The organism is Kaistella sp. SH40-3, from assembly GCF_030686865.1.
Classification (GTDB): Bacteria; Bacteroidota; Bacteroidia; order Flavobacteriales; family Weeksellaceae; genus Kaistella.
Genome location: NZ_JAQYUS010000001.1, coordinates 294,118 through 317,362, shown reverse-complemented (window position 1 = coordinate 317,362; position 23,245 = coordinate 294,118). Strand labels below are relative to the sequence as shown.

General features: G+C 34.3%; 20 protein-coding genes and 1 riboswitch. Of the genes, 8 read left to right on the top strand and 12 right to left on the bottom strand.

Annotation, left to right across the window (positions count from 1 at the left end):
• Positions 1–90: 90 nt before the first annotated feature.
• From PUH65_RS01375 to PUH65_RS01365, 3 genes are all read right to left on the bottom strand, one after another.
• Entirely contained in the window at positions 91–2,208 is a 2,118-nt protein-coding gene (locus PUH65_RS01375) for a TonB-dependent receptor (RefSeq protein WP_305518062.1), read from the bottom strand.
• Positions 2,209–2,273: 65 nt separating this feature from the next.
• A riboswitch (TPP riboswitch) is annotated at positions 2,274–2,364 on the bottom strand.
• A 22-nt stretch (positions 2,365–2,386) separates the two neighbouring features.
• The gene (locus PUH65_RS01370; protein WP_305518061.1) at positions 2,387–3,151 is read right to left on the bottom strand and encodes a WG repeat-containing protein; all 765 of its coding nucleotides are present in this window, start codon (positions 3,149–3,151) and stop codon (positions 2,387–2,389) included.
• A 30-nt stretch (positions 3,152–3,181) separates the two neighbouring features.
• The gene (locus tag PUH65_RS01365; protein WP_305518060.1) at positions 3,182–3,508 is read right to left on the bottom strand and encodes a DUF2752 domain-containing protein; all 327 of its coding nucleotides are present in this window, start codon (positions 3,506–3,508) and stop codon (positions 3,182–3,184) included.
• 237 nt (positions 3,509–3,745) lie between these two features.
• Between PUH65_RS01365 and PUH65_RS01360 the strand changes: the two genes are divergently transcribed.
• Entirely contained in the window at positions 3,746–6,022 is a 2,277-nt protein-coding gene (locus tag PUH65_RS01360; protein ID WP_305518059.1) for an aconitate hydratase, read from the top strand.
• A gap of 28 nt (positions 6,023–6,050) precedes the next feature.
• Here the strand turns inward: PUH65_RS01360 and PUH65_RS01355 are convergent, their stop codons facing one another.
• Together PUH65_RS01355 and PUH65_RS01350 are read right to left on the bottom strand one after the other, a co-directional pair.
• The gene (locus PUH65_RS01355; RefSeq protein ID WP_305518058.1) at positions 6,051–6,746 is read right to left on the bottom strand and encodes a LytTR family DNA-binding domain-containing protein; all 696 of its coding nucleotides are present in this window, start codon (positions 6,744–6,746) and stop codon (positions 6,051–6,053) included.
• Positions 6,747–6,761: 15 nt separating this feature from the next.
• Entirely contained in the window at positions 6,762–7,715 is a 954-nt protein-coding gene (locus PUH65_RS01350; protein WP_305552529.1) for a sensor histidine kinase, read from the bottom strand.
• A gap of 251 nt (positions 7,716–7,966) precedes the next feature.
• Between PUH65_RS01350 and PUH65_RS01345 the strand changes: the two genes are divergently transcribed.
• Together PUH65_RS01345 and PUH65_RS01340 are read left to right on the top strand one after the other, a co-directional pair.
• The gene (locus PUH65_RS01345) at positions 7,967–10,090 is read left to right on the top strand and encodes an outer membrane beta-barrel family protein (protein ID WP_305518056.1); all 2,124 of its coding nucleotides are present in this window, start codon (positions 7,967–7,969) and stop codon (positions 10,088–10,090) included.
• Between the two features lie 123 nt (positions 10,091–10,213).
• Positions 10,214–12,409, top strand: a complete 2,196-nt coding sequence (locus PUH65_RS01340; protein ID WP_305518055.1) for an outer membrane beta-barrel protein — start codon at positions 10,214–10,216, stop codon at positions 12,407–12,409.
• Positions 12,410–12,415: 6 nt separating this feature from the next.
• Here the strand turns inward: PUH65_RS01340 and PUH65_RS01335 are convergent, their stop codons facing one another.
• The 6 genes from PUH65_RS01335 to PUH65_RS01310 all read right to left on the bottom strand — a co-directional run bounded on the left by PUH65_RS01335 (position 12,416) and on the right by PUH65_RS01310 (position 17,432).
• Complete coding sequence (locus PUH65_RS01335) at positions 12,416–13,096, bottom strand: RluA family pseudouridine synthase (protein WP_305518409.1); 681 nt, start codon at positions 13,094–13,096, stop codon at positions 12,416–12,418.
• Between the two features lie 69 nt (positions 13,097–13,165).
• Positions 13,166–13,678, bottom strand: a complete 513-nt coding sequence (locus PUH65_RS01330) for an NUDIX domain-containing protein (protein WP_305518054.1) — start codon at positions 13,676–13,678, stop codon at positions 13,166–13,168.
• Positions 13,675–14,583 carry a site-specific tyrosine recombinase XerD gene (gene xerD / locus PUH65_RS01325; RefSeq protein ID WP_305518408.1) on the bottom strand — a complete coding sequence of 303 codons (909 nt, stop codon included), beginning with the start codon at positions 14,581–14,583 and terminating at the stop codon, positions 13,675–13,677. Before xerD ends, PUH65_RS01330 begins: the two co-directional genes overlap by 4 nt.
• Positions 14,584–14,606: 23 nt before the next feature.
• The gene (locus PUH65_RS01320) at positions 14,607–15,029 is read right to left on the bottom strand and encodes a dCMP deaminase family protein (RefSeq protein WP_305518053.1); all 423 of its coding nucleotides are present in this window, start codon (positions 15,027–15,029) and stop codon (positions 14,607–14,609) included.
• Between the two features lie 34 nt (positions 15,030–15,063).
• A complete protein-coding gene (locus PUH65_RS01315) occupies positions 15,064–15,831 on the bottom strand; it encodes an enoyl-CoA hydratase-related protein (protein ID WP_305518052.1) in 768 nt (255 codons plus the stop codon).
• 113 nt (positions 15,832–15,944) lie between these two features.
• Positions 15,945–17,432, bottom strand: a complete 1,488-nt coding sequence (locus PUH65_RS01310) for a catalase (protein WP_305518051.1) — start codon at positions 17,430–17,432, stop codon at positions 15,945–15,947.
• Positions 17,433–17,522: 90 nt separating this feature from the next.
• Here PUH65_RS01310 and PUH65_RS01305 point away from each other — a divergent pair, with 90 nt between their 5' ends.
• The 5 genes from PUH65_RS01305 to PUH65_RS01285 all read left to right on the top strand — a co-directional run bounded on the left by PUH65_RS01305 (position 17,523) and on the right by PUH65_RS01285 (position 22,166).
• Positions 17,523–18,470: a hydrogen peroxide-inducible genes activator gene (locus PUH65_RS01305; protein ID WP_305518050.1), complete on the top strand. Its 948-nt coding sequence runs from the start codon at positions 17,523–17,525 to the stop codon at positions 18,468–18,470.
• A gap of 188 nt (positions 18,471–18,658) precedes the next feature.
• Positions 18,659–19,939, top strand: a complete 1,281-nt coding sequence (gene metK / locus PUH65_RS01300; RefSeq protein ID WP_305518049.1) for a methionine adenosyltransferase — start codon at positions 18,659–18,661, stop codon at positions 19,937–19,939.
• Between the two features lie 75 nt (positions 19,940–20,014).
• A complete protein-coding gene (locus PUH65_RS01295; RefSeq protein WP_305518048.1) occupies positions 20,015–20,503 on the top strand; it encodes a hypothetical protein in 489 nt (162 codons plus the stop codon).
• A gap of 173 nt (positions 20,504–20,676) precedes the next feature.
• Positions 20,677–21,267 (top strand): RNA polymerase sigma factor, encoded by a 591-nt coding sequence (locus PUH65_RS01290; RefSeq protein ID WP_305518047.1) that lies wholly within the window; start codon positions 20,677–20,679, stop codon positions 21,265–21,267.
• 203 nt (positions 21,268–21,470) lie between these two features.
• On the top strand, positions 21,471–22,166 hold the full coding sequence (locus tag PUH65_RS01285) for a YjjG family noncanonical pyrimidine nucleotidase (protein ID WP_305518046.1): 696 nt from the start codon (positions 21,471–21,473) through the stop codon (positions 22,164–22,166).
• Positions 22,167–22,213: 47 nt separating this feature from the next.
• Here PUH65_RS01285 and trpS read toward each other — a convergent pair whose 3' ends face one another.
• Complete coding sequence (gene trpS / locus PUH65_RS01280; protein ID WP_305518045.1) at positions 22,214–23,182, bottom strand: tryptophan--tRNA ligase; 969 nt, start codon at positions 23,180–23,182, stop codon at positions 22,214–22,216.
• Between the last annotated feature and the right edge of the window lie 63 nt (positions 23,183–23,245).

Genomic DNA, 23,245 nt, shown 5'->3' with positions numbered 1-23,245 from the left:
TACACTGATTTTCTTTTATGAAAATAGAAACTGCTCCAAATCTTTAGAAATGGAGCAGTTTATTACAAAGACCTATTTTTTTTTTCGGGATTATTTAAATTTTAAACTCATACCAAACATAAAGTTCGTTCCGGCTTGCGAAAAGTAAAAAGGATTCTGATCATAAACAAAACCATTATTCACATATTTCTTATTAAATAGATTGTTAACTAATAATTTTAAATCGACTTCGGTTATTTTTAAATTTAAAGTGTATTTTGCATTAAAGTCGGTTAAAAAATAATCATTGAGTTTTAAATTTTCACTATTGGTGTTGTCTAGATATTGGCTTCCAACATATTGATTTTGAATAGATAAACTAAAATTAGAGGTTGGCAAATAGTTGATTACAACATTTCCCATAATATTGGGTGAAAATGAAATCGGAGTATTTCCTAAACTTTCAAAACCAGTTTCGGTTTCGTTGATAAAATCTTTATTTTCATTTTTACTTAAAGTGAAGTTTCCGGAAACATTCCATTGGCTGGAAAGTTTTGCCAAAGCACCAACTTCAATTCCCATACGATAACTCTTTCCTGAATTTACACGGATGAATTCTCCGATGTCATTAATCTGACCATTTAACACCAGTTGATTTTCATAATTCATATAATATAAATTGGTGGTAAAAGAAACTGCACCAAAAGATTTTTCCAACCCGGCTTCGAAATCGTGAAGTTTTTCTGGCTGGATTTCTGGATTTGCAAAGAGATCGTCTCTATTTGGTTCGCGGTGCGCATGAGCATAAGAGAAAAATAATTTCCCCGCATTAATATTATAATTGATTCCTGCTTTTGGGTTAAAGAACAACCAGTTTTTATTTAAGTCTACGCCTTCATTATCGCCTTGCTGAAGAATTTGGGTGCCGTAATTTATGTTTCTTAATTGCAAATCTCCATAAAACTCAAACTGATTTAATTTTACAATTGCTTTTGCAAAACCTGCGAATTCGGTTTTTGTTCCATTGTTTCTATAATATTCATGCTCGAAAATTTCAGGAAAATAAACTCCTGAAACATTTCCGTAATGTTTCCCTTCATATTGATTTCCAACGAGTCCAAAGTTCAAGTCCAGATTTTCAAACTTTCCGTAAAGCGTAGAAACTCCACCATAAAAATCATTATCGAGCCATTTTTTACGAATGAAATCTGTTCTTTTAATGGTTTGATTATCAGTGGTTAAGTCTGGCAAATTGTATTTTGAAAACTTTGCATCTTGCTTGTAGTTTTCATAATATCCTTTTCCTTTGGTGTAATGAAAAGTAGTTTCTAAGTTCCAGTGATCGTTAAAGTTTTGTTCCCACAGTAGTTGATAATGATTTTGCCTGTAATTATCAGTTTCGTTATCATAAAAACCAATAATGCTTTCCCAGTTTGCATCGTAGATTGCACCGGAATTATTGAACTTCGGATTAGTTTCCCAAGTTTTTTTGTCAATGGCATTCCAGGCTTGATAGGTTTTTTCCTTTCCACCAAAAGCCATCAGACGAATTTTGGTTTTGTTCTCCTCAAAAAGGGCGGTGAAGTTGTAGGAATTTAAATCAGAAAAAGCGCGGTCAATGTAACCATCAGAATGAATCGTGGTATACCGTCCCATTACGGAAAGTCGGTCTTTCCAGAATTTTCCGCTTCCGACTTCTGCCGAATATTTATAAGTACTAAAGGATCCGTAGGAGTCATCAGATTTAACATAAAATTTTTCCTCGGGACTTTTGGTAAGTACGTTAACACTGGCTCCAAAAGCAGAAACACCATTCGAAGAAGTTCCCACGCCACGCTGAATTACAATTTGCGAGGCGGAACTGGTCAAGTCACCGACGTTTACGAAAAAAGTTCCCTGACTTTCAGAATCATTGTAAGGAACACCGTTCAACATGACATTAATTGCGGTTCCGCCTACACCGCGAATTCTAAATCCGGTATAACCAACGCCATTTCCGGCATCAGATGTGGAAATTACAGACATCTGATTCTTTAATAAAATCGGCAAATCCTGACCAAGATTTTTTGAACCTAAATCTTTTTCAACGTTGATGATTTCTTTGGTGACCGGAAGTCGTTTCAGAAAATTGATGCTTTCAATTTCCTTGGTTTTGATGGAATCTTGCACGGTGTTTTGTGCAAAGTAGAATGGACCTGCGAGAAGTCCAAAAAAAATAAATCCTTTCATTCTTTTAATTTTTAAGATTAATTGAATAAAAGGGGTCGATTGTTATACGGTTTCGAGCATCATTTAAAATGAAGTCGAATTGTCCCTAAACAGCATTACCTGTTCCAGGTTCATTGGGTATAATCTCAGCGTTTTACAGCACCCCTTTAATTTCTGGGTGCAAACTTACAAAAATATTTTATGAATAAGGTTTGTTTTCAGCGTCAATAAAAAAGTAGTTTTCGCCATCGTTGGTTACTTCGAACAGACGGCCCAGTTTCCAACTGAAATTTCTTTTGATATCTTCATATTCGAAAGGAATAATCACTTTTCCATTTACATCGATAATTCCGAATTTGTCGTTTTTTACTGCGATGATCATTGGGTTTTTTAAATCATCACCTTCCAAAATAAATAGATAATCAAACTGCGGATAAATGGTAAACTGTCGGTAATCGGTGGCATCTTTAAATTTAGAATCCTCGATGATTCCATATTTTTCATTCATGATATAAGCATGAAATAATTGCGATTTAAATTGAGGAGGACAAGTTCCAATATCTTCACTCTTAAAATGATAAACGCGTTTTCCACTAAAATCAATTCGATAATCTTCGCCATTAAAACGAACGGAAGCATAATCTTTTTTGCCAAATTTTCGAATGTGGCTATTGGGGGAATTCAGCAAGTTGCAGTCTTCTGTGAAAAAACCAACATTACTGTAAACGGGTTGAATTATAATTTTTCCGTTCTGATTTTTAAATCCGTATTTACCTTCTTTTCTGAAAGGAATAAGCGGCGGAATAGAGTCATTAATTTTAATTAAATCTGAATTTATTAGAGGAGAAATTGTTTTTTTTACAACACTTTTTTTAACGATAACTTTTTTATTAATCGTTTTTTTCTGTGCAATAATAGCAATCGAGAAACTTAATAAAAATAAAGTCAGAATATTTTTCATCATATCTTATAAATAGTCTGCAAAAATAATCATTTATAAATTCCGGAAAATAAAGAAAAGAAGTACAATAAATAACACAGTAAAAATTGCTTTTTGTCCAAATAAAAACTGTCTCGTTTTTGGGAAATGATCTTTTAATTTGGTTTGATAGAGTAGTAATCCACTAAATGCATACGGCAGAGAAACGACGAGCAAAGGATTGTAAGCAAAAGCACTTTTTAAATTAAGATGTAGCAATTCGTGAGTGGCTCTTTGTGCACCACAACCTGGACAATTTAATCCGGTCATGCTTTTGAATATGCATTTTGGGAAGATTTGATAATGAGCAGGATGATAGAAATAATAAATCAATCCTACCATAATGAGAAGACTGAAATAGATGCTATAATGAATGTTTTTTTTGACCACTATTATTTATTAAGACAATTACCACGGTATAAATTTCGTTCTTTTTTGACGATGAATTTTAATTTTTAAAAGTAAGCAAATAGAAATAAAATATCATATTTATATTTATTCTAAATGACATTAATCAAGTTAAACTTAAAAAAAATCGTATTTTTGACTTTCTAATAAAATAATAAAAAACCTATAGATATGACTTTTGACATTGATATGATTAAGAAGGTGTATGCAAGGTATCCGGAGAGGATCGAAGCGGCTCGTAAAGTCGTGGGCAAACCACTTACCCTTGCAGAAAAAATCCTTTACTCTCACCTTTGGGAAGGCAATGCTACCCATGCTCATGAAAGAGGAAATTCTTATGTAGATTTCGCTCCGGACAGAGTAGCAATGCAAGATGCAACTGCACAAATGGCATTATTGCAGTTCATGCAAGCCGGAAAAGCAAAAGTTGCTGTTCCTTCTACAGCACACGCCGATCACCTGATCCAGGCAAGAGTAGGTGCTGCTTCAGATTTGCAGGAAGGTATTAATAAAAACTCAGAAGTATTTAATTTCTTAAGTTCTGTTTGTGATAAATACGGTATTGGTTTTTGGAAACCAGGTGCTGGAATTATTCACCAGGTAGTTTTAGAAAACTATGCATTCCCAGGTGGAATGATGATTGGAACTGACTCACACACTGTAAATGCAGGTGGATTAGGAATGGTTGCAATTGGTGTTGGTGGTGCAGATGCTGTTGACGTAATGGCCGGAATGGCTTGGGAACTTAAAATGCCAAAATTAATCGGTATTAAGTTAACTGGTAGATTAAGCGGATGGGCTTCTGCAAAAGATATTATTTTAAAAGTTGCTGGGATTCTTACTGTAAAAGGAGGAACTGGTTGCATCGTAGAATATTTTGGTGAAGGTGCAAACTCACTTTCTGCAACCGGAAAAGGTACAATCTGTAACATGGGTGCTGAAATTGGAGCAACCACTTCTACGTTCGGATATGATGATTCAATGAGAAGATATTTATCTGCAACCGGAAGACAGGATGTAGTAGATGCTGCTGATGTAATCGCTGATCACTTAACTGGTGATCCTGAAGTGTATGCAAACGCGGAATTATATTTCGATCAGGTTATTGAGATTAATTTAGATGAATTAACTCCACACTTAAACGGACCTTTCACACCAGACTTGGCAACTCCTGTTGCTGAATTCCATGAAAAAGCAGTTGCAAACGGATGGCCAATTGAAGTAGAATGGGCATTAATCGGTTCTTGTACCAACTCTTCTTATGAAGATTTATCAAGAGCGGCTTCTATTGTTGAAGATGCTTTCGCGAAAGGAGTTAAACCAAAAGCGATTTTAGGAATTAACCCAGGTTCTGAGCAGGTGAAATTCACGGCTGAGAGGGATGGTTTCTTAGATTCATTTAGAAAATTCGAAAACGCAAGAATCTTTACCAATGCTTGTGGACCTTGTATCGGTCAGTGGGATAGAGAAGGTTCTGATAAAGGAGAAGTGAACTCAATCATCCATTCATTCAACAGAAACTTTGCGAAAAGAGCAGATGGAAATCCAAATACGCATGCCTTCGTAGCGTCACCAGAAATGGTTGCTGCTGTAGCAATTGCTGGAAGATTAGATTTTAATCCAATCACAGATACATTAACCAACGAAGCCGGAGAGCAAATTAAATTAGACGAACCAAAAGGATTCGAACTTCCGGAAAGAGGTTTTGCTGTAGATGACAATGGTTATCAGGCACCGTCTGAAGATGGTTCAACTGTTCAGATTGCGGTTAGCCCAACTTCTGACAGACTTCAGTTATTGGCACCTTTCCAACCTTGGGATGGACAAAACATTACTGGTGCTAAAGTTTTAATTAAAGCTTTTGGAAAATGTACAACCGACCATATTTCTATGGCTGGACCGTGGTTAAAATACCGTGGACATTTAGATAATATTTCTAACAATATGTTGATTGGTGCTATCAACGCTTACAATATGGAAACCAACACGGTGAAAAACACTCTTACAGGAGAATACGGTGAAGTTCCTGCTGTAGCAAGAGCCTACAAAGCGGCTGGCGTTCCAACAATTGTAGTTGGTGACGAAAACTATGGTGAAGGTTCTTCCAGAGAGCACGCTGCTATGGAGCCAAGACATCTTGGTGTAAAAGCAGTCTTGGTTAAATCTTTTGCCCGTATCCACGAAACGAATTTGAAAAAACAAGGTATGCTTGGTTTAACGTTTGCCGATAAAGCAGATTACGACAAATTCCAGGAAGATGATACGGTGAATTTCTTAGATTTAGATCAGTTTGCTCCAGGGAAACCATTGACTTTAGAACTGGTACACGCTGATGGAACTAAAGATATCGTTGTAACAAACCACACTTATAATGCTCAACAAATCGATTGGTATAAAGCAGGATCTGCTTTGAACTTAATCGCCGCAGAAGCAGCAAGAAATGCATAATTGTATTTAAAGTTATAATAAAAACCGCTCAAGAAATTGGGCGGTTTTTTATTTTTAAAAGAAAATCAGATTTGTAGGTTTCGCCGATTGGGATTATTTTTTCAGAAACCAATTGAATGTTTTTTCCATCAATCGTTTGAATTTTATTTAAATTGATAATAAAGGATTTATGAACTCTCAAAAAATGATCGGGAAGTTGATTTTCTAAGGATTTTAAAGTTTCTAAAACGATATGTTCCTGATGTTCTGTTTTGATGTTGACGTAATCTTTAATGCTTTCAATAAAAGAAATATCGTCAAAATTAATTCGGTTTTGTTGACCTGAAGATTTCACGAAAAAATGTGAAATGCCAGCATTTTTAATTTGAAAATGTTCCTGTGCTTTCAAAGTGCTTTTGCTAAAACGGTCAAAAGATATTGGTTTCAAAAGATAATCGATAACATTGTGTTCATAACCTTCTAAAGCATATTCCGAATATGCAGTTGTCAAAATATATTTCAATTGTTCACCTGCAATTTTCATAAAGTTAATACCCGATAATTGCGGCATTTGAATATCAAGGAAAATAAGATCAGCCTCATTATTTTGAATATATTCCAAAACAGTAACTGGATTATTGGACGTGAAAACCAAATCTAAAAACGGAATTTTTTGTACATAATTTTCCAGCAACTGAACTGCCAAAGGTTCATCATCAACGATAATACATTTTATTTTCTTCATGTTGATTTTCTTATTTTAATGCAAATTGATTTTCAAATCTACTGTAAATTCTGTTTGAGATTCGGTAATATTTAACTGATGTTTTTGAGGATATAAAATTTCGAGACGTTTTTTAACATTGTCAATTCCAATTCCCGAAACTGCATCTTTCACTTTTTCATTTTTAAAATTATGAAGATGGAAATGCACTGTTTTATCGTTATCATTTATTTTTAAAGTAAAACCGTTTCCATCAAAATCTCCATGTTTGAAAGCATTCTCTACGAAAGGAACTAATAACATCGGTGAAATATCAAGATCCGCATAATTGATGTTTTTTTCTACAATTAAAAGGTCAGGATTTTTAATTCGTAATTTTTCAAGTGCAATCAGACTGTCAATATATTCAATTTCTTTATCTAAAGAGATAAAATCTTTTTCTAAATCTTTGGTGCTGTATCTCAATAATTGGCTTAATTCTTCAAGTGCAGATAATGCTTTATCTGATTTTTGATAAACCAATGAATAAATATTATTCAAAGAATTGAAAATGAAATGCGGATTAATTTGAGTTTTTAACGCTTGAAGTTGTGCGCTTTTCTTTTCACTTAATAAAAGACTTTTTTCTTTTTCAGAATCAGAGAATTTTTTAAACAACCAAAAAACGGTGCTGATAAATATGGTGTTGCTGCTGAAATAAATATTATCAAAAAAATAGAAGCCAAAACTTGTCTTTTCAGCATAATTTCTAAAACCCCAATAGTTGGGAAGAAACCATTCTTCAATACAAAATCGGATGATGACAAAAAATAATACACTTAAGAAAAATCCCACAATCGTTTTATATAATTTATTGATGTCGAAAAATGCTGATACGACGAAGAAATAATTAATATAGAAACAAGCAAGACTTGTAATAAAGAAGGTAATGTTTAAAATAGGATACTTTGTATGGAAGACGAAATAGGGAATTATGACGCTTCCAATCATATTGATTAGCCAATAAAATAAATGTAAATAAAGAAGAGCCTTGTTTTTCATGCAACAAAAATAGAGATTTATAAAAACTGTGAACCTAATTTTCGACGAACATACCATATTTTCCGATGAAACTATTTAATCGGGTAAGAAAATGGCTTTGTCTAAAATCGGTTTTAGTTCTACATCTACTTTTATAGTTTTGCGTCATACAATGTAACAGAAACACTTCATTAAGTGTTATAAATAAGAACAATACAATTATGAGCAAATCAACTTTACTAATTTCATCCCTATTTTCTATTTCCTTATTTGGACAAGTAGAAGATTCTATCAAGATTAAAAATATCGAAACTGTAGTTCTCGAAGGAAAGAAAAAAATCTTCGAAAGAAAAGTTGATCGGTTTATTTATAATGTTCAAAATGCGATGGTTTCCGAAGGAAGTTCTGGAGTTGAGGTTTTGGCAAATACACCAATATTGAAGATTGATGAAGACAAAGGTTTACTTTCTATTGTTGGAAAAAGTGGTGTTTCAATTATGGTTAATGATCGAATGTTAAATCTTTCCGGTGCAGAATTAATCAATTATCTCAAAAGTTTACGATCTGAGAATATTGCAAAAATTGAAGTAATTACCACGCCACCGGCGAAATATGAAGCGCAGGGAAATAGCGGAATTATTAATATTGTTTTAAAGAAAAACCAAAACCTCGGTTGGAACGGTTATTTAAATTCTTATTATAAACAATCTACTTATGATGGATTTGGAGGTTCTGGCGGTGTAAATTATCAAAATGAAAAACTAAAAACTTCGGTAAAGTTTCGTGGTTATGATGATGAGAAAAAATCGATAGAAAATTTTAATTTCATCGGAGTTAATTCTGATCTTGGCAGAGATGAAAGACGCGATATGAATGATGGATTGGGAATGAATGTAAATCTTGATTATTCGCTTTCTGAAAAGGCCACTGTCGGTTTTATTTATGATCTTTCAAAAAATCATTCTAATATGGATATTGATTCAAAAAGTCGATATTTCTCGGGAACTCAAAATATATTGAATACCAATACTGATTCTAAACACCGTTCAACTGCAACTTCACAATTATTGAATTTGTTTTATGACCAAAAATTGGGTGAACACAAATTAAGTTTTGGAGCCAATTACTATGGAAATTTACCAGAAACGAATGTTAATTTTATAACGACAGATTTGGCGAATCAATCCAATCAAATAGTAAGAAATTTATCGTACGTAGATTATAAAATTTATTCTGGGCAAGGTGATCTTTCTTTAAATTTTAAAAATATTAAAGTAGAAACAGGTTTGAAGTATAGCCAGTTCTCTAATAGTTCAGACATTCAATATTTTAATTTTATTAATAATGATTACGAAATGAATTCCGAAAGAAGCAATGTTTTTCAATATGATGAAAAGAATTATGCTGCTTATTTAAGTGCCATTAAAGATTTCGGTGAGAAGTGGTCTGCTAAATTTGGACTTCGATATGAGTATACCCAAACAGATGGATTTTCGAAAACGACTCAATCGAAATCTGAAAATAATTACGGTCAATTATTTCCAACTGCTTATATTTCGTACGAAGCAAACGAAAACAATCAATTCAGTTTAAACTATTCCAAGAGAATAAATCGGCCTTATTTCCGAGCGCTGAATCCATTTCGATGGTATTCTAATCCATATAATTATTTTGCCGGAAATCCAATTTTACAACCTTCCTTTAATCATAATATTGAATTTAATTATATTTTTAAAAGTAAATTTTCCGCAAATATTTATTACCAAAGAAGCATCGATAATTTTGATCAAATCAGTTTTCTGGACGGAATTAACATGATCAGTACCTATGAAAATTATTTTAATGAGAATACATTTGGTCTTAATCTTAATTATTCGAATACGTTTTTTAAATTTTGGGAAACTAATCTTTCAACTTCTTTGACTTATAGTGATTCGCAAATTTTAAAATTTGATGCTTTACCACAAAATGGGCAATCTTTTTATTATTCGACCAACAATACTTTTCAATTGAATAAACAGAAAACTTTCTTTTTGCTAATGAATTATTGGCAAAATTTACCATCGAAAAGTGGCAATAGTTTTTCAGAAAGTAACGCGAATTTCAGTGCAGGAATAAAAGTGAGTTTAATTGAAAAAGCGTTGCAAATAAATCTTTCTGTAAATGATATTTTCCGTCAATCCGGATATAAGGGAACGGTTTATTTTGCAGATAATATTCAGACCTTCAATAACTATTGGGATGCAAGAAAATTTACATTTAGTGCAACCTATAATTTTGGAAACCAGAAAGTAAAAAACAATAACCGTTCTATAGATTTTGATGAAAAGAATAGAGCGAATTAAATTGAGAAATAAGTTTAAATTATGAAGTCGTCATTTAACGAAAGATAGGATAAAGTCTGATCCAAAGAGTAAATTCTGTAACATTTTCTCAGTTCCGTTGTCTTATTAAGTAGAAATCAATTTATGACCAAAAAACTATCCTCTGCATTTATTGCCTTAATATTTTCTCAACTTTATTTTTCACAGGAAAAACCAAATTCCCCAACCAAAGAAAAAGAAATTGAAGGTGTAATTATCACCAAAACTAAAAAAGCAGTTGAGCAAAAAGCCGATCGAACAATCTTTGATTTTTCGGAGCAAGAAAGCCTAAACACGGGATCTGCGATGGAAGGAATTAAAAAACTTCCGGGATTAGTTGCTACCGATATCGCCGGAATGATGTATCAGGGAAAAATGCTTGCAGTTTATTTGAACGGTCGTCCTTTAAATATTTCCAGTAACGATTTGACTTCTTTTCTGGAAGGAATGCCTGCAAATTCAATTGAACGAATTGAAGTGATTACGCAACCCGGCGCTGAATTTCCTGCCTCTTCTGGTGGAGCAATTATGAATATCATCACTAATAAAAATGCGAACAAGTATTTAACAGCTACTTATGCCGGGAATTATGCTTTTACGAATGAAGATAAATTCCGCAGTAGAACTAATAATTCTTTGAGTTTAAATGCCAGAAATAAATATTTCGGCTGGCAGTTGAGAGTAGGCCAAAGTTACCGTGAAAGTGAAATGAACAGCAATCAGGATAACCTGGTTTTATCGAATACCGATCGAATCGCTCGTGGGACTTTTGCAAAGGCTGGAGTTACTTTTGATTTGGGTAATGATAAATTGTTATTGAATTACGACGTTTATAATAACAATAATGATAACGTTACTTTAAGCGATGGTTCATTTACAATGCCGAGTTTGCACACGAATTACTTTAATGCGCTCGATGCAGCAAAAACAACTTCTCTTCGTCAGGAAGCAGTGGTTACTTATCAAAAAAGATTTGATGACAAGAATAAAAAGTTAGATTTCCAGGCGGGATATACGCGCTCAGATAACGATTTTTATCAAGATAATATTTACAATAATTCTACTTCTTTTGGAAATCAAAGTTATGGAAGGTTGCTCGATAATAATTCTGTGATGCAGGTTTCTAACTTTAAAGTTGATTTCTCTCAGCCCTTGAAAATTTTAGATGAGGGAAAAGTAAGTTTCGGTGGCTTATACGAAAATCAGATTTTCGATACAGAAAGTAAAGGAATCATCAATCTTGAATATCAGAGAAATACCGCTTCCACTTATTTGGAATTTCAGGCAAAACTGAAAAAGTTTGATTTTACTTTAGGAACAAGAGCCGAGAATTATGATATTTCGGGCAAGACAAGATTCAATGATGTCAATGGAATGTTGCAGGAAGGCGAACTAAATTCTTTTAATAAATTCAAATTGTTTCCCAATGCGAGTATTCAGTATAATTTGATGAATCAGGTTTATTTGGCTTTGAATTATAACAAGAAAATTACCTTGCCAAGTATTTCTGCGCTGAATCCAAATAACAATACTTTTACAGGACCGAACTCTTCAATAACCGGAAATCCATATTTACAGCCGACTATTTTTGACAATTTTGAAATTAAACTTTCGGCCTTTGATTATGCTTTTATCGGTTATAATGTTTCCTCAATCGACAATCAAGTTGCACAATTACTTTCTCGGGATGGTGATGTGATAAAAAATGAGCAGGTGAATATTCCAAACATGAGAATTCATAATTTCAACATCGGAATGCCGATTCCCTTTATGATTTTTACGACGCCCTTAAGTGAAATTATGAAGGTGAATTTTAATCCGGATAAAATTAATTTTCTCTATGTTTATGCTGGGTATATGAAACACGAAATTAAGGAAATTGATCCGAAAGGAATGTTTGTTTTAAACTTGATGGCGCAGATTATGTTGCCGTTGCAAATAAAATTAACAGCGAATTATAATGTACTATCAAAGAGATCTGGCTTTTATTACTTCGAATCTGAACGGCCTTTTAACGAAAGGTTTGATCTGACTTTTGCCAAGAAATTTATGAATGATCGCTTAACAGTTTCTGTTTATGGGAATGATTTATTGAATACGCAGGTAACCCAACTTCACTCTAAACCGGTGACTGGAAGCAGCGTTTTCCTTTATAATAAAACGGATACAAGAAACTTTGGTTTTTCGGTGAATTATAAAATTCCGACCAAGAATAAACTGGTAAAAGAAGATGCTAATATTTTAAAGCAAACCAATCCGACAGATACAAATGGAGGTGTTGTTCCGCCAACTCAACCGTAAGGTTTATTAATCTTCACACGCTTTCCAAACCGAATCATTCTGAGGAACTGGTGCGGTAATGGTTAGTTTTTCTAATGTTACGGGGTGAATGAATTGTAACCTTCTTGCATGAAGATGAATTCCGCCATCTGGATTAGAACGTGGCGAACCGTATTTTAAATCTCCTTTAATGGGAACACCAATCTTCGACAATTGAGCGCGGATTTGATGATGACGACCCGTTTCTAAATCAACTTCCAATAACTGAAAATTATCTAAAGTTTTGATGATTTCATAATGAAGAATTGCTTCTTTTGCACCTTCAGTGACTTTCGGGAAAACCGTCGATTTATTGGTTTTTTCGTTTTTCTGTAGATAATGAATCAATCGCTGACTTTTCGGAATTTCAACTTTCGGAACAACTGCCCAATACGTCTTTTTGATTTCCCGATTCTTAACCATCTGCGTTAAACGCGAAAGTGCTTTCGACGTTTTTGCATAAATGACCAAGCCCGAAGTTGGTCGGTCGATGCGGTGAACCAAACCTAAGAATACATTTCCAGGTTTTTGATCTCTTTTTTTAATGAAAACTTTAAGTAAATCCAACAAAGATAAATCGCCGGTTTTATCACCCTGAACGAGTTGTCCGGCTTTTTTATTAATGACTAAAAGATGGTTGTCTTCGAAAACGATTTGTTCCTGCATGATTGAAATTTACGATCTGCAAATTTACGTTAAAAAAAACATCGCGACATCGATGATAATTCTATGGATTAATTAAGAGTCGATATAATTTTTAAAAAATATTTTCTGAGAATCAAAGGCAATGTCTTCTATAATGATTTCATTTTTTTTGATCCAAATCGTTTCCGAAATTTCTGACAGTTCTAAGTGTAATTCTAGTTTTTCTGAAACTTCATATTCGTAGAAAAGATCAATCGTATTGTACAGAATGTTTTTATACTCATACGTATTTGGTAAACTCGCCAGATATTTTAATTGAGAAATATCAACTTTGATTTTCATTTCTTCAAACAATTCGCGAACGCAGGTGTTTTCGGCGGATTCTTTCGGATCTACAAATCCGCCGGCTAAATCGAGTTTGCCTTTTTTTGGTTCTTGATTCCGTCGCGTGAAAAGAATTTCATCACCGTTTTTAATGATGACAGCAACTGCTCCAGCAACGTTGTGGAAAAGTACATAATCGCAATTAGAGCAACTCCATCTTTTTTCTCCATCCCAATTTAATGAGGCGTTTCCACATGTTGGACAGTATTTTAAATCGTTCATTCTACTTTATTTCTCGGATGATAATTAAGGATTACATCGCGCAGTTCTTCATTTTTTAAATGGGTATAAATCTCAGTGGTCGTAATACTTGAGTGTCCCAACATTTCCTGAATATAGCGTAAATCGGCACCATTTTGTAAAAGGTGAGTCGCAAAAGAATGTCGGAAAGTGTGCGGCGAAATCTTTTTGCTGATGCCTGCTTTTTCAGTTAATTCTTTAATAATGATAAAGACAATCACTCTCGACATCGAAGATCCCCGACTGTTCAGGAAAACAATGTCTTCATGTTTTTTGTTTATTTTGCCTTTCGACCGCACCTCAAGGATGTATTCTTTGATGAGGTTTGATGTGAACTTTGCTAAAGGAACGAATCTCGATTTATCTCCCTTTCCTTCAACTTTAAGATAAGATTCTTTAAAGTTAATATTAGAGATTTTTAAATCAATCAATTCGGAAACCCGCAAACCACAACCGTAGAGAACCTCAATCATACAAAGGTTTCTTTTTCCTAAATCGGTATTAATGTTAATTGCATTAATAATTCTTTCCACATCTTCAAAACTAAGCGTATCTGGAAGGTAGAGTCCAAGTTTGGGTCCTTCGAGTAGGGTAGCAGGATTATCTTCCCGTACTTCATCTTCTACCAGATATTTAAAGAAAGCTTTAATGGAAGAAATCCATCTTGCCTGCGTTCTTTCGCTAAATTTTTGTTTAGAGAGTTGAAAAAGATATTCTTGAATATTTTCATAAGTGATCACAAGTGGACCGGTATTGTCCAAGCTTAATTCTGCGTAATCCTTTAGTTTTTTTATATCTCGTAAGTAAGCGTCGACTGTATTTTCAGAAAAATTTCTTTCAAATTTTAAAAAGGTTTCAAAGTCTTTAATTTTTTCATCCCAAGTCATCATTGTGTATGTTTGTGTTTTTATTAAAGGTCATCATCCGGAACATGTAAAATTTCAATTCCGTGATTTCTTAGAAATTCAATTCCATCATTATCTTTATAATGGTCAACGTAGACCAATTTTTTAATTCCTGCCTGCAAAATTAGTTTACTACATTCTTTACAGGGTGATAAAGTCAGATATAGCGTAGCATCTTTAGCCGATTGTGTTGATCCGGCCAGTTTTAATATCGCATTTGCTTCCGCATGCAGAACATACCATTGGGTGTTTCCTGCATCATCTTCGCAACGGTTTTCAAAACCAGATGGTGTTCCATTATAACCGTCTGAAATAATCATACGGTCTTTTACAATGAGCGCTCCTACTTGCTTTCTTTTGCAGTAAGAAAGTTGAGCCCATACACTTGCCATTTTTAAATAAGCAATGTCAAATTTGGTTACTTTCAAAAATTGAGTTTTTTAAAATTTTGTGAATTGCCCTTTAAAATGAAGGTTTTCTTTTTTCTAAAAAAGCGGCGACGCCTTCTTTTTTATCGTCCATTTCAAATAGTTCACCGAAAGATTTTATTTCAGTTTCAAATCCTTTGTCAGTATCGGAAAGGTTTACAGCAATAATCGCTTTGGTAATTCCCATAGGAGAATTTTGAGCGATGATATTTGCTAATTCTTTGGTTTTAGGTAAAAGTTCTTCTAAACTAAAAACTTCATTGACCAAACCAATTTCTTTCGCACGTTGTGCAGGAATCATTTTGGCAGAAAAAATTAATTCGTTCGCTAAACCTTTTCCAACTAATTTAGGTAAACGTTGCGTTCCTCCATAGCCTGGAATTAATCCCAAAGTTACTTCTGGTAATCCTAATTTCGCATTTTCTGAAACGTATCGAATGTGGCAAGCCATGGCTAATTCTAAACCTCCACCTAATGCAAAACCATTTACAGCGGCAATTACTGGCTTGTTGAGGTTTTCAATTTTATTGAAAAGAAAATGCTGTCCGTTTCTGGCTAAATCTTCAGCAGCGGCTGTTCCGAAGTCTGAAAATTCTTTGATATCAGCGCCAGCAACAAATGATTTTTCACCGTTACCGGTGATGATTACTGCTCTGTATTGTGAATCAGCAGAAACTTCGTCTAAAACCTGACTTAATTCTGAAATTGTTTTCGCGTTGAGTGCATTTAAACTTTGTGGACGGTTAATAGTAATGATTGCCGTTCTTTGATCTGTTTCTAAAACTATATTTTCGTAAGACATATTTATTTGTGATTGAATGTTTTATTAGGTGCAAATTAATCAATTTTTTCTAGTTGAATTGATGTGTTTCCGCGTATTCTGAATTATTTAATATTACGTTGAAATATTCCTTATTATTTCGAATGATTCATCATATTTCCATCAATATTTACTTGTAAGCCCATGGCGATTTTCATTCCCAAATCAATGTTGGCTCGGAAAAAGAGACACAATTGGCGGTTGATGATTTCATCTCTTTTCGGGCCCGAAATGCCTTTCATCGAAGTTACAATGTTGGATGTTAAATTTTGTCGGTCTGATTCGTTCATCGCCTTTGAATAAAGTAATCCAGGCTGTGTGAAATGATCGTCATCATTTTCGTTGCGATTAAAATTAGCTACTCGCGTGCTATCTAAATCTTCTTCGAAATTCTTATAATCGGTTGACGGTTTAATTTCATCAAAACTATTTGGGTAATAATTTGGTGCATCTTTATAGTGACTTGAATCTGCCATTGCGCCATCTCTCTGATAATTGTTAACCATAAATGGACAGCGGTTAACTTCTAACAAATGAGCATTTGCCCCAACACGATAACGGTGAGCGTCTGGATAGGAGAAAAGTCGACCTTGTAACATTTTATCAGGTGAAAAACTAATTCCATTAATTAAATTACTCGGAGAAAAAGTGGCTTGTTCTACATGAGCGAAATAATTAACGGGGATTTCATTCAGTTCCATCTCACCAACTTCTATTAATGGGAATTCGTCGTGAAACCAAACTTTAGTAACATCAAAAGGATTCCAGCGAAATTCTTTTGCTTGATCCTCAGTCATTACCTGTAGATAAAGAGTCCATTTTGGAAAGTCACCAGCTTCTATAGATTTGACTAAATCTTCCTGCGCAAAATCAGGATTTTCTCCTTTCATTTTTACGGCATCTTCATCGGTGAAGTTTTTAATTCCTTGTTTTGTTTTGAAATGAAACTTAACCCAAACTCTTTCATTGGCCGCATTAATCATTGAAAAAGTGTGGGATCCAAAACCGTGCATATGACGATAACCATGAGGAGTTCCGCGATCCGACATTAAGATTAAAACCTGGTGTAGTGATTCAGGATTGAAACTCCAAAAATCCCACATCATCGTAGCACTTTTTAAATTAGTCTTTGGTAAACGTTTCTGAGTATGAATAAAATCTGGAAATTTTTTAGCATCTTTAATAAAGAAGACGGGGGTGTTATTTCCGACCAAATCCCAGTTTCCTTCTTCTGTGTAGAATTTCACTGCAAAACCGCGAGGATCTCTTTCGGTATCGGCGCTTCCTTTTTCACCACCAACTGTGGAGAATCTTGTAAATATTCTGCATGAATTTCCAACGTTTGAAAATAGTTTGGCTTTGGTATATTTTGAAATATCGTGGGTTACGGTAAATGTTCCGTAAGCGCCAGTTCCCTTTGCATGTACCACTCTTTCAGGAATTCTTTCACGTACAAAATGAGCCAGATTTTCCTGTAAGACGAAGTCCTGTAATAAGACGGGTCCTCTTGGTCCAGCAGTTTGCGAATCCTCGTGATTATAATAAGGGATTCCGGCGGAGTTAGTCAGTTTGTTGTCGCTCATATCAGTGATTTTAATAAACCTCAAATTTATTTAAAAATAATTACAATTCGGCAAAATGTAAGTATATTTGACCTAGACTAAATTAACCAAATGAACATTCAGCAATTAGAATATCTTATCGCGGTAGATAAATATAAACACTTTGGCAATGCGGCTCAAGCCTGCTTCATAACGCAACCTACATTGAGTGCGATGATTCAAAAGTTTGAGGATGAGATGGATGTGAAGATTTTCGACCGTACAACTCACCCCATTCGAACGACTGATGTAGGAGTGCAAATAATCGTTGAAGCGAAAAGAGTAATCGACGCCATTAATGAGTTGAAAAGCAAAGCAAATTTATTGAATAATGTGTTGGCTGGAAAACTTAATTTAGGCATTCTTCCCACCATTTCAGGCTTTATCTTGCCAACAGAAATTTTTGATTTTCTGAAAAACAATCCAAAGATTGAACTTAACGTTAAAGAAATGACGACTGATAATATCATCAAGGCTCTGAAAACCGGTGAACTTGATGCAGGAATTATTTCTACACCTTATACAGCTGCAAATGAATTTTATCACGACTTTTTATTTAATGAAGAATTGATGCTGTACGCTGCAGATGAAACAGGAAAAAAAGACAGTTTTGTGGTTCCGGAAGACATTGATGTGCAAAAAGTTTGGCTTTTGGAAGAAGGCAACTGTTTGAGAACCCAGTTTGAGAATATTTGTGAACTGAAAGAAAACACAGTAAAACCGAAAAATCTGGAATTTGTGGCTTCTAACATCAGTACATTAGTTCAACTGGTAGATAAATTGGGCGGTATCAGTATTCTGCCAGAACTTGCTGTTGAGCAATTGACCGATCAGCAAAAAGAAAAAGTAAAAAGATTCAGAATGCCATTCCCGTATCGGGAGATTTCTGTAATTTATTACAAGCCAACTTACAAACAGAAAATTTTAGATGAATTGATTAAATTTATTGCGGACTCCTTAAAAGATAAACTGAATTTTAATCAAAATCCAGAAGAATATGTGAGTGTAAAGCCACAGTGATTTATAACATCAAAATAAATTTTGCGTTTTGATAAATAGTGTCTAAATTTGCACCAATAATTTACAGGAGGAAAAATTTGTACTGATTGCAACCTCATTAAAAAATGCTAAAACCGAATTTTCTCTTTTAGTTTCTTTTGCAATCACCTATTTTACTTCTACTTTTTTAATTAAAAAACAAAAGAAATATGTCTTATTTATTTACCTCTGAGTCGGTATCCGAAGGGCACCCAGATAAAGTGGCTGATCAAATATCTGATGCCTTAATCGATAACTTTCTTGCAAATGATCCTTCTTCAAAAGTAGCTTGTGAAACTTTAGTGACCACAGGTCAGGTTGTTTTGGCGGGAGAAGTAAAATCAAATGCTTACCTAGATGTACAGGATATTGCCAGAAAAGTAATTAATAAAATTGGTTATACCAAAGGAGAATACATGTTCGCGGGTGATTCTTGCGGAGTGATTTCTGCGATTCACGAACAGTCTCCAGATATTAATCAAGGAGTAGATCGTGCGCATGAAGATGATGATTTTGAAACGAAAGCAAATAAACAAGGTGCAGGTGATCAGGGAATGATGTTCGGTTATGCAACCAACGAAACCGAAAACTATATGCCTTTGGCTCTGGATTTAGCACATACCATTCTTAAGGAACTGGCGGTGCTAAGAAGAGAAAGCGATGCGGTTAAATATCTTCGTCCTGATGCAAAATCTCAGGTTACAATTGAGTATTCTGATGATCACAAACCAGTGAGAATTGACTCTATCGTAGTTTCTACACAGCATGATGATTTCGGAAGTGAAGAAGCAATGCTGGCGAAAATTAGAAAGGATATGATTGAAATTCTTATCCCTAAAGTTAAAGCAAAACAGAAAAAAGAAATTCAAGATCTTTTTAATGATCAGATTAAATACCATGTTAACCCAACCGGTAAATTTGTAATCGGTGGTCCACACGGAGATACAGGTTTAACTGGGAGAAAAATCATCGTAGATACTTATGGTGGAAAAGGTGGTCATGGTGGTGGCGCATTCTCTGGCAAAGATCCTTCGAAAGTCGATAGGAGTGCTGCGTATGCAGTTCGTCATATCGCAAAAAACTTAGTTGCAGCCGGAGTTGCTGAGGAGGTTTTAGTTCAGGTATCTTACGCCATTGGTGTCGCAGAACCTTGTGGATTGTACATTAATACTTATGGAACTTCAAAATTAGGTTTACACGATGGCGAGATTGCAGAAAGAATTAAAACGATCTTTGATTTAAGACCTTACGCAATTGAACAAAACTTAAAATTGAGAAATCCAATTTATCAGGAAACAGCTTCTTATGGTCACATGGGAAGAGAACACTATGTCGCTGATAAAACGTTTAAGAGAGCCAATGGAGAACTTTTTGCCGTTAAAGACTTAGAATTTTTCACGTGGGAAAAACTTGATAAAGTAGATGATATTAAGAAAGAATTTAATCTTTAAAAAATAAAAAGAACTGCTTTTTCAGAAATGTTAAAGCAGTTTTTTTATCTTTATACTCAATATAAAATCACCGTAATGAATAAAAAATTCATTTTCTCCGCTTTGTTATTAGTCCTCTTTTTCGGGTTTTCGAAAGGGCAGTTTGCTGTTCATAAAATGGTTCATGTAGGATATGTTTATCAGAATCAAAGTTTCGCAGAATTGGGTGGAAGATTGCTTTTCCTGGAAAATGATGATGTAATTTACCGATTGGGTGTCGCCGGAATTATGGGCGCAAACGATGGTAAATTTGTAATAATGCCAAAGATCCAGGGAGATTTGTTATTAAACTTCGAAAGGAATGTAGATTTGTATCATTCTGTTTATTTTTTAGCTGGTGCAGAAGCAACTACAAAATATATTGCACCCAAAGCAGGAGTCACCTTATTTGGTCTGCTTGATCTAACTGGAGGTTACGCCTTCTCCATTGATAAAGCCGGAATCAACGGTAAAGAATTAAAAGGTCTCAATGTTAATTTTACATTAAACTTGCCTTTGGTACTGCTTCATGACCTGTTAAAATGATGGGTTTTTAAATATTTTGCATTTTTTTAACACGGTATTAACTTTTTTACTATTTTAGCCACTCACAATAAAGCCAATTTTAAGGAATACAACTCTATCAGTTTTTTAATATTTGATTTTTACAAACCCGAAGTGATGGGGGCGTAAATTCTTGAATAAATATAGATGGAGTTATGGTTAAGAATACAGATAGTTGGCTGATTACCAGTTTTAAAAATGGTAATGAAAAGGCACTCGCGGTACTTATAGAGAGGCATCAAAAAGAAATTTTCACTTTTATTTTTTATAAATTGATGGATGAAACTCTGGCAAATGATATTTTCCAGGATACCTTCATGAAAATAATTGTGACCCTGAAAGAAGGTCGCTACAAAGAAGAAGGCAAATTTGTTTTGTGGGCAAAAAGAATTGCACACAACTTGGTTATTGATCATTTTCGACTCAAAGCCAAACACAATAAAGTTTCGGAAACTTCCTACGATAATGAGGATTTCTCCATTTTTGATTTGATATCTGGTCAGGAAGAAAATATTGAAGAACAATTGGTCAGCAGACAAATTCAGGAAGATTTGATGAGAATGCTCGACTATTTGCCAGAAAACCAACAAGAAGTGATAAAACTTCGCTTTTTCGATAACTTATCTTTTAAAGAAATTGCAGATCAAACCGATTCCAGTATCAATACAACCTTAGGCAGGGTGCGGTATGCGCTTATTAACCTGAGAAAAATTATGGATGAACATCAGATTATTTTAACCAGATAATAATTTGAAGAATCTTTCGTTTTAAGTTAAATCTTTTCGCGTATGAAAAAAAATGACACTTTAAAAGAAAGACTATTGACACCAAAGAAACAAACCATCGATTTTCTGCTCAGTTATTCAAAGAGCATTCAAGTGTTAAAATTGAACTCAAAAATCCATATTGTTTCGAAGAACTAATCTTTATTTACTTAAATTTGTGCTGTATGAAAATTCAGCACATTTTTTTTGACCTCGATAATACCCTTTGGGATCACCGCGGAAATGCCTTTTTAACTTTAAAGGAAATTTTTAAAAGACAAGAAGTCCGCGAAAAATATAATTTAGATTTTGATGATTTCCATCGCGAATATTTTACCATTAATGAAAGATTGTGGGAACAAATTCGAGATGGCGAAATCGATAAAGAATATCTGCGTAAGCACAGATTCTATGACTCTTTTCTCTTTTTCGGAATTGATGATTTTGAATTGGCTCAGGTTTTTGAAAATAATTTCTTAGATGAAATTCTTAATTATAATGACTTGGTTGATGGAGCCTTTGAAATCTTAGAATATCTGCACGATAAAGGATATACTTTGCATATTCTCTCGAATGGATTTAAAGAAGTCACGCATAAAAAATGCGAACTTTCCGGAATTCAAAATTACTTTCAAACCATTACCAGCGCCGATGAAATCAATATCAGAAAGCCACAACCAGAAATTTATGACTACGCTTTGAAAAAAGCGAATGCTTCTTCCGAAGAATCTATGATGATTGGCGACGATTGGATTGCCGATGTAGAAGGCGGAAAATCATTTGGCCTACAGGTCATTTATTTTGATGTATTCGATGATAAATTCGAAGCAGAAGGAGTAAAAGTGATTAAGAAACTTGCAGAACTAAAAGAACTCTTATAACAAAAAACCTTTCCAAATCGGAAAGGTTTTTTAGTTTGATTTAAAAATTATACTCCAACGCTTTTACGAACTCTGGCTAATGTTTCCAAAGCGATGACTCTGGTTTTTGCCGCACCTTTCTGTAGTTTTTCTTCCAGTTCTGGTAAGTTGTTCATGTAGTAAGTGAACAGTTCTCTTTCCTTTGCAAATCGCGTTAGAATCAAATTCAGCAATTCTGTTTTGGCGTGGCCATAACCGAAATTTCCGGCTTCGTATTTTTGTCTTAAAGTTTCAGTTTGTTCTTTTGTTGCAATCAATTCGTACAAAGCAAAAACTTTATCCGTTGATGGATCTTTTGGTTCTTCCAGGGATTTAGAATCGGTTTCAATTCCCATAACTTGTTTTTTCAATTCTTTTTCAGGCAAGAAAATATTGATGATATTCCCTCTTGATTTCGACATTTTTTGTCCGTCGGTTCCGGGAACATATTTGGTGTCTTCATGTAATTCTGCTTGTGGCAAAACGAAAACTTCTCCCATTTGATGGTTAAATCTTGCGCCCATATCACGGGCCATTTCTAAATGTTGTAACTGGTCTTTTCCGACCGGAACTACTTCTGCATCATAAAGTAAAATATCGGCAGCCATTAAAACAGGATAAGTAAACAAACCAGCATTAACATCGTCTAAACGATCGGCTTTGTCTTTAAAAGAATGCGCCAACGTTAATCTTTGATATGGAAAAAAACACGATAAATACCAAGTCAGTTCACAGGTTTCTGCAATATCACTTTGTCTGTAAAAAAAAGTTTTGTTCGTGTCTAAACCACAGGCAAGCCAGGCGGCTGCGATTTCGTAAGTATTTTGTTTTAGTTCTTCTGCGTTTTTAATCTGTGTTAAAGAATGCAGATTGGCGATGAACAAAAAAGATTCGTTCTCAGGTTTTTTAGAAAGTTCGATGGCTGGAATAATCGCCCCTAAAAGATTTCCCAAATGTGGCGTTCCTGTGGCTTGTATTCCTGTAAGTATTCTCGACATGTGTTTTGATGTAATTTAGGAACAAAAATACAAAACAATGCTAATATGACCAATCCGTTGCTG

Bases quoted from the DNA above. Each gene is read 5' to 3' on its own strand.
- PUH65_RS01375 (WP_305518062.1), bottom strand. From the start codon at position 2,208: ATGAAAGGATTTATTTTTTTTGGACTTCTCGCAGGTCCATTCTACTTT.
- PUH65_RS01370 (WP_305518061.1), bottom strand. From the start codon at position 3,151: ATGATGAAAAATATTCTGACTTTATTTTTATTAAGTTTCTCGATTGCT.
- PUH65_RS01365 (WP_305518060.1), bottom strand. From the start codon at position 3,508: ATGGTAGGATTGATTTATTATTTCTATCATCCTGCTCATTATCAAATC.
- PUH65_RS01360 (WP_305518059.1), top strand. From the start codon at position 3,746: ATGACTTTTGACATTGATATGATTAAGAAGGTGTATGCAAGGTATCCG.
- PUH65_RS01355 (WP_305518058.1), bottom strand. From the start codon at position 6,746: ATGAAGAAAATAAAATGTATTATCGTTGATGATGAACCTTTGGCAGTT.
- PUH65_RS01350 (WP_305552529.1), bottom strand. From the start codon at position 7,715: ATGATTGGAAGCGTCATAATTCCCTATTTCGTCTTCCATACAAAGTAT.
- PUH65_RS01345 (WP_305518056.1), top strand. From the start codon at position 7,967: ATGAGCAAATCAACTTTACTAATTTCATCCCTATTTTCTATTTCCTTA.
- PUH65_RS01340 (WP_305518055.1), top strand. From the start codon at position 10,214: ATGACCAAAAAACTATCCTCTGCATTTATTGCCTTAATATTTTCTCAA.
- PUH65_RS01330 (WP_305518054.1), bottom strand. From the start codon at position 13,678: ATGAACGATTTAAAATACTGTCCAACATGTGGAAACGCCTCATTAAAT.
- xerD (WP_305518408.1), bottom strand. From the start codon at position 14,583: ATGACTTGGGATGAAAAAATTAAAGACTTTGAAACCTTTTTAAAATTT.
- PUH65_RS01315 (WP_305518052.1), bottom strand. From the start codon at position 15,831: ATGTCTTACGAAAATATAGTTTTAGAAACAGATCAAAGAACGGCAATC.
- PUH65_RS01310 (WP_305518051.1), bottom strand. From the start codon at position 17,432: ATGAGCGACAACAAACTGACTAACTCCGCCGGAATCCCTTATTATAAT.
- PUH65_RS01305 (WP_305518050.1), top strand. From the start codon at position 17,523: ATGAACATTCAGCAATTAGAATATCTTATCGCGGTAGATAAATATAAA.
- metK (WP_305518049.1), top strand. From the start codon at position 18,659: ATGTCTTATTTATTTACCTCTGAGTCGGTATCCGAAGGGCACCCAGAT.
- PUH65_RS01295 (WP_305518048.1), top strand. From the start codon at position 20,015: ATGAATAAAAAATTCATTTTCTCCGCTTTGTTATTAGTCCTCTTTTTC.
- PUH65_RS01290 (WP_305518047.1), top strand. From the start codon at position 20,677: ATGGTTAAGAATACAGATAGTTGGCTGATTACCAGTTTTAAAAATGGT.
- PUH65_RS01285 (WP_305518046.1), top strand. From the start codon at position 21,471: ATGAAAATTCAGCACATTTTTTTTGACCTCGATAATACCCTTTGGGAT.
- trpS (WP_305518045.1), bottom strand. From the start codon at position 23,182: ATGTCGAGAATACTTACAGGAATACAAGCCACAGGAACGCCACATTTG.